General features: G+C 67.7%; 1 pseudogene. It reads right to left on the bottom strand.

Annotated features, from left to right (window positions below):
- Positions 1-563, bottom strand: a pseudogene (locus AC1D15_RS36375) (flotillin family protein); the annotation flags it as partial.

The raw sequence follows: 563 nt of genomic DNA, 5'->3' as shown, positions 1-563 counted from the left end.
CGATCGCCTTCTGCTGGGCATTCTTGTCGGCCTCGATCAGCTCGATCTCTTTCAGGCGCTCGGCCACCGCGACCTCGCGCGCCGTCGTCACGCCTTCTTCCGACTTCACCGCCTCGGCGCGCGCCGCGTTGGCCGCGGCATCGGCGTCGGACTGCTCGCGCGACTTGTTGGCGATCGCGATCTGCGTGTCCTGGCGCGCGATCTCGACCTGCTTGCGCTGCTCGGCGCGCTGCACCTCGGTCTGGCGCTCGCTCTCGATGGTGCGCGTCTGCACGGCGAGGTTCTTCTCGATCTCGGCCGCCTTGATCTCGCGCTCGGCGACGATGCGCTTCTGGCTCACCTGGCGCTCCGCCTCGATCTTCACCGTCTCGGCCTCGCGGCTGCGCTCGGCCTGCTGCTGCGCGATCTGCGCCATCTGCTCGGCACGCGCGATCTCGATCTCGCGCTGCTGGGTCAGCGTCGCGAACTCCTGGTCTTTCTCGATCAGCAGCTTCTGGCGCGATGCATCGAGGTTCTTGGTGCGCACCTGCATCTCGGTGTCCTGCTCGACGTCGTTGCGCTGC

Source organism: Rhizobacter sp. P2_H2 (assembly GCF_056403375.1).
Note: the sequence above shows the minus strand (reverse complement) of the source record. Positions and strands in the feature narration are given on the sequence as shown.